Origin of the sequence: Arthrobacter sp. ISL-69, assembly GCF_018613775.1 — a bacterium.
Classification (GTDB): domain Bacteria; phylum Actinomycetota; class Actinomycetes; order Actinomycetales; family Micrococcaceae; genus Arthrobacter.
The window spans coordinates 1-5,561 of the sequence record NZ_JAGGPO010000058.1; the positions used below are offsets into that span (position 1 = coordinate 1).

A 5,561-nucleotide genomic window follows, 5' to 3' on the forward strand; every position below is an offset into this window, starting at 1 on the left:
CGAAGGCCGGGTAGTGGCCGGATCCGCCGCCGATCACCAGCGCCACGGTATCCGGGGTGCTCTGGGTGTTGCGGACAACGCCGCCGGAGACGCGCTTTACCCAGCGGCCGTGGGAGGCGACGAAGCCTTCGATCATCTCGTCAGCGAAAGCTGCTGGTTCATTGAACAGGCGGGTCATGGAAAAGAGCTCCTGAGTTATCTTGCGGAGACGGGTCATGAAGACGTGGGAAAGGACTTAGTGCCAGAAGATGGCACGATGATGCTGGGAGGGATGCCCACAACTTTGGACATGAAGCGGCGGCTGGGCGCGGCAGGCGTCGCGCCCAGCCCGCAGTTCTATCTGTTCAGCGCGAGGTCCGGTGTCATCGCGTTGCGTTCCCAGGACTGGGGGAAACTCGCAAATCCTGAGTCAATGTCTTCGAACCGTGCTGCGCCCAGGAGGGCCAGTGACTGCTGGATTTCCTGTTCGAAAATGCTGATGACGCGCTCTACGCCGGCTTCGCCCGCTGCTGCGACGCCGAAAACCCATGGCCGGGCGATCAGGACGGCGGTGGCTCCAAGGGCCTTTGCCTTTAGAACATCAGACCCAGTCCTGATACCGCCGTCCATGAAGATTTCCAGATCACGGCCCACTGCTTCGGCGATGGCGGGCAGCGCCCGGATTGAACTGGGCAGTCCGTCCAGCTGACGTCCTCCGTGGTTGCTGACGATGACGCCGTTTGCTCCGGCTTCCCTTGCCCGAATGGCATCTTCGGCTGTGAGTATTCCCTTGACATAGATGGGCCCGTCCCACTGGCGGCGCAGCCATTCCAGGTCCTCCCACGTGGCCCCAAGGTTTGCCAGCTCCTTGTTGATGAATTCGCTATGGGAGAGCGCGCTGCTCCCCTGAGCGATCCCTTGCAAGTTCCGGAACCCGATCGGCGGGCCGGTCATGATGCCCTTCAGCCATTTCGGCCTCCGGGCAGCCTCGTAGGCGTTCCTGAGAGTGACCTTGGGCGGGATGGACATGCCGTTTCGAAGGTCACGGATTCGGTTCGCGTTCAGGGGTACATCCACTGTGAGGACAAGAGCGGTGCAGCCTGCTTCCTTGGCCCGGTCGATGAGGTTCTTGACGAGTTCCTTGCTTCGCCACAGGTAAAGCTGGAACCACAACGGGCCAGTGGCTTCGGCGGCTATTTCCTCGATGGAGAAGGCTGAGGACGTACTGATGACGTACGGGACGCCCTTCTTGCCGGCTGCGCGGACGGCGGAGAGTTCTCCGCCGCTCCCGGCAACCCGTACCAGTCCGGCAGGACCCATGATGACGGGCAGGCCGAAGTTGTCGCCGGCGAAAGTGGCCGTGGTGTCCTGGAGCCGGACATCGACCAGGGAGCGGGGCAGGAGGATGACATCCTGCAGGTCCTTTTCGTTGGCCCGCAAGGTGATTTCGTCTCCGCCGCCCCCGTCAATGAAGTCGAATATCATTTTGGGGACTTTACGTTTGGCCAGCAGCCGCATGTCGGCGTTGCTTGGGACTGCCTGGATCCCTCGAGGGCCGGAAGGTGCGGCCAGCATTTTGCCGAATTCGATGATCCCTTGCATTGTGTTGCTCATTGTGTTCCTTCTATTCACGCCAGGGGAAGCTTTTTTTCGTAGTTGATGCACAGGCTGCAGATCAGGTAGGAGAGGCCGCAGCCGGCGAAGACCATGAGGCCGATGAAGTATGAGCCGGTGGCGCCGACGATGAGGCCGATGACGATCGGGATGGCGATGCCGCCCACGTTCGAAAAGAGGTTCATCATGCCGCCAAGGACACCTGCGCGGGAGCGTACGGTCAGGGTGCCGGGGAGGGACCAGTAGAGGCCGAGGAAGCGCAGGAAGAAGAGCGTCACGCCCAGGAGGATGATGGCAACGGTGGCGTCCTGAACGAAGGCGACGCAGAAGATGGCTGCCGTTGCGATCAGGGCTGAGATGCCGAGCAGGGTCCGCATGACGAGGTTGGCGCGGGCGCCTGATCTCCGCCATTTTTGTGCGATCCATCCTGCGACGTTTTCCCCGACGAATCCGGCGAAGTAGATGGCGAAGGAGGCCCCGGCGAGGCCTTTGATGTCCAGACCGCGCTCCTGGAAGAGATAGAGCGGGCCGAAAGTGAGCAGTCCGTAGAACAGCATGTTGGCCGAGAGGAAGCCGATGCCCATGAACCAGAACGTCTTGAAGCGCAGGAATCCGATGCTGGAACGTTTGCTTGTGGTCAGCGCACCGTCTTTGGCGTCCTCTTCGGCGTGCGCTGCTTCAATGTAGGCGACTTCGGTTTCGTCGGCTTTGGGGTGCTCACGGGGAGTGTCGCGGATGTACTTGTGGACGACAAAGCCTGCAGCCGCGGTGACGATCGCTACAGCGATGAATGACTCGCGCCAGCCACCGAGCAGGGTGATGAGACCGGCAACGATCAGGCTACCCACCGCTGCGCCGAGCGTTGAAGAGGAGTCCATGAGGACGGCGCCGCGGGCGCGGTCCTTCTCCGGCAGCCATAAGGCGGAGAGCTTGCCGCCGCTTGGATACTGGGCGGCTTCGGCTGCTCCCAGGCCCATGCGCGCGGCGATCATCATGACCAGGTTGGCCGCGAGCCCGGTGAAGAGCTGGAAAACGGACCAGAGCGAAACGGCGATCGTCAGGAGCCAGCGCGGGCCTTTGCGGTCGGCCATCATCCCGGCCGGCACTTGAAATGCGGCATAGGTCCAGAAGAAGCAGCTGAGCAGAACGCCCTGTATCTCGGGGCTGAGGGAGAATTCCTTCGATATCAGGGGCATCCCGATAGACAGCGAAATGCGGTCGATGTAGCTGAGGGTTCCTACTAGCAGCAGAACAACAAACATGCGCCAGCGGACATTCGTTTTAGGCTTCGCGGTCTTGCCGGAAGCATCAGAATCCAGCGGTTTGGTTACGTAGTCATTAGAAGACATCATCGTCCCTTGTTGGAGGAGGGGGAGGTTCCGGAGTTCAGAGATGACCGGTTAAACCAGAGTAGGGTCGCTACGCCAATCGGTCAACCGGTTTCTTGAATTCGTAGTCATTTAATTTTTTGTGACGGGGTTCACGCTTTGGATTTATGGCTGGAGGGGCCGGTGGGCGGTGGAGTTTCGGATCACCAGGTGCGTAGGCAGGTGTATCTTTCGAGGTTCCGTCTCGAGGCCGTCTATGCGTTCGGTCAGCATTTCGAGGCCGATGGTGGCCATGTCATTCACCGATTGCCGGATGGAGGTGAGGTTGAATGCTTCCCAGGAAGCCATCGGTAGATCATCCACGCCCATCACCCACATGTCTGACGGTATGCCGACTCGCATATGCTGCAGGGAGCTGGCCACACCGAATCCCAGCAGGTCGTTGCCGCAAAAGATGGCCTCGGGCCGCTCGTGCCCTGAGGCGATGATGTTGGCCGCTGAGTAACCCGTTTCAAATGAGAGCGGACCGCTGACCGTCCAGTCAGCGCGGACGTTAATGCCGTGCTCGTGCAGGACGTCGAGGAATCCATGCCGTCGCTCGACGACAGCCAGAGCGGTGTCGAGGCCGGAAACCATGCCGATCCGCGTGACGCCATTGTTGACGAGGTACTCGGCAGCCAGGCGACCGGCTCCATAATTGTCGGAGGTAACTTGGTCACAAGCTACTTCGGCCATGCCCCGGTTGATGAGCACCGTGGGGAACCCCTGCTCCGCCAGCTGGTGAACAGCCGAAGCATCGGAAGTTGCCGAAACGAAACAGATTCCGTCCACGAGTCCACGACGCACGCCGGAGACCGCTGCCGGCGCTGCCGGATCGTGCTCGTTCCATAGCGTCACCGTGAGGCCACGGGCATCGCAGGCTCTATAGATTGCTTCCAGAAGCTCCGGGTAGAACGGGTTCGTGATCTCCGATACAACGACACCAATCGTCTGCGTCCTGTTGGTGCGCATGGCGCGGGCATTGGCATTGGGAGAGTAACTTCCCATGAAGCTCAAAACGCGCTCCCGCGTTTCGGGCGTAACCAGCGTGCTTCCGTTCAGGACGCGCGACACGGTGCTCTGCGAGACACCTGCCAGTTTTGCAATGTCCTTGCTTGTTACCAATCCAAGTTCCCTCTGGCTCATATGGTTACGGCTACTGCAAGCCCCGGATGACGAGCACAAGTCGCGATGCCGCCCCGCACCGTTCCACCACTAACGCGGGCGGATGGGCTACGGAGTTTGGAACAACTCTACTGTGTTGCCCGCGGCGAGCAGTTGCTGGAATTCAACGTACAGGCGCCGGTTCAGTGACGTGCTCCGTGTTCTTGCCTTCATTGACCAGGACTTGGCCGACTGGTGTGTCGACGTCAGTCGGGTTCGAGCAGTTCAGAAACAGCGTCCCAAAACACAAGGAACTGGGACGCCCGAGGGTGCATGTGCCTAGCTTCTCCTCACACTCACGGGCCAGGTCCACGAGGTGGGGCCAGAGATACCCGCCCTACCGGGGCCAAGAATGGTTGACATAGCCACCATGGATCGGTTATCCGAATACCCCTCTGTTTATGCTGCCTGCAAGGCACTGGCGCTAAAGCTCGGAGTCGGCCCTGAATCGCTGCGCCCCTGGGTTGTCCAGGCCCAGGTAGATGCCGGTGAGAAGACCGGTCCGAGCAGTGACGAGTTGGAGGAAATCAAGCGGCTTCGGGCTGAGGTACGGGACTTGAAGGAGTCCAACGAGATCCTCAAATAGGCTTCGATTTTCTTCTCGGGGGAGATCGACGCTCGCCGCCGCTGATCTGTCGATTCATCGATAAAATGCGGGCTGTTGGTTATGAGGTCGAGTCGATCTGTGCCGTCCTGCGGGAGCAGGGCATGCAGGTCGCCGCACGAACCTTCCGGGCATGGAAGAAACGCCTGCCGGCCCTGCGCACCATCGAAGATGCGCTGGGAGACGTCCACGATCAAGGACACCGCATTCGTCGAGCATTGCCTGCGGATGGCGCTGTGGCGGCGGGAGCACAGCGGCCGCCCCGTGCCAGCGGGCCTGATCCACCACTCCGATACACGGAAACGCTGGCGTTGGAGAGCCTGCAGCCGTCCATTGGGAGTGTGGGTGACGCTTATGACAATGCTGCCGCGGAAACCGTGATGGGGCTGTTCAAGAACGAGGCCGTCGCAAAGGATTCACCGTTCCGCAGCGGACCGTTGAAGACCGAAATCGACGTGATGGATATCGTCTTTGAGTGGGTCCACTGGTACAACAACGAACGACTGCATTCAGCCCTGGATCACAAGACACCAGAGGAGTACGAGCAGACATATCATGATCTAGAAACCGGCCCGCTACCCGGCGACGCCGCCAACAAACAGGCGGCATGATTCCCGGGACGGTTCAGGTTGCCAGGAATGGTTGGCGTGCTCAGGTGCGGAACAAGGTCTCGACATCCAATAGGAAATGTGTCTTTATCAGTCCTGTGAGAGGGGATATTCGGGACAACAGCTGGGACCCCCGGATTGCGGGATGTGGGCACATGCAGAAAGACGGGGGAGCGGACAGCTCTAGGAGACTGCTGAATTAATGGGCTTCTTGGCTGCTGGCCA

Annotated in this window: 4 protein-coding genes and 1 pseudogene; 1 reads left to right on the forward strand and 4 read right to left on the reverse strand. The window is 60.3% G+C overall.

From position 1 onward, the window contains the following. From J7I79_RS24490 to J7I79_RS23690, 4 genes are all read right to left on the reverse strand, one after another. Positions 1-178 (reverse strand): dihydroxyacetone kinase subunit DhaK (locus tag J7I79_RS24490; RefSeq protein WP_396020247.1); only part of this gene is annotated, 178 nt, incomplete at its 3' end. Between the two features lie 158 nt (positions 179-336). After that, positions 337-1,593 carry an alpha-hydroxy acid oxidase gene (locus J7I79_RS23680; RefSeq protein ID WP_214957662.1) on the reverse strand — a complete coding sequence of 419 codons (1,257 nt, stop codon included), beginning with the start codon at positions 1,591-1,593 and terminating at the stop codon, positions 337-339. A gap of 14 nt (positions 1,594-1,607) precedes the next feature. Beyond that, positions 1,608-2,942: an MFS transporter gene (locus tag J7I79_RS23685; RefSeq protein WP_214957664.1), complete on the reverse strand. Its 1,335-nt coding sequence runs from the start codon at positions 2,940-2,942 to the stop codon at positions 1,608-1,610. 144 nt (positions 2,943-3,086) lie between these two features. Beyond that, the gene (locus J7I79_RS23690; RefSeq protein ID WP_214957666.1) at positions 3,087-4,106 is read right to left on the reverse strand and encodes a LacI family DNA-binding transcriptional regulator; all 1,020 of its coding nucleotides are present in this window, start codon (positions 4,104-4,106) and stop codon (positions 3,087-3,089) included. A 370-nt stretch (positions 4,107-4,476) separates the two neighbouring features. Between J7I79_RS23690 and J7I79_RS25070 the strand changes: the two are divergent. Beyond that, positions 4,477-5,339 (forward strand): annotated as a pseudogene (locus tag J7I79_RS25070) (integrase core domain-containing protein). Positions 5,340-5,561: the final 222 nt, after the last annotated feature.

What these genes read in the sequence shown, in the direction of transcription:
- J7I79_RS23680 (WP_214957662.1), bottom strand. Translation starts at nt 1,593, where the DNA reads ATGAGCAACACAATGCAAGGGATCATCGAATTCGGCAAAATGCTGGCC.
- J7I79_RS23685 (WP_214957664.1), bottom strand. Translation starts at nt 2,942, where the DNA reads ATGTCTTCTAATGACTACGTAACCAAACCGCTGGATTCTGATGCTTCC.
- J7I79_RS23690 (WP_214957666.1), bottom strand. Translation starts at nt 4,106, where the DNA reads ATGAGCCAGAGGGAACTTGGATTGGTAACAAGCAAGGACATTGCAAAA.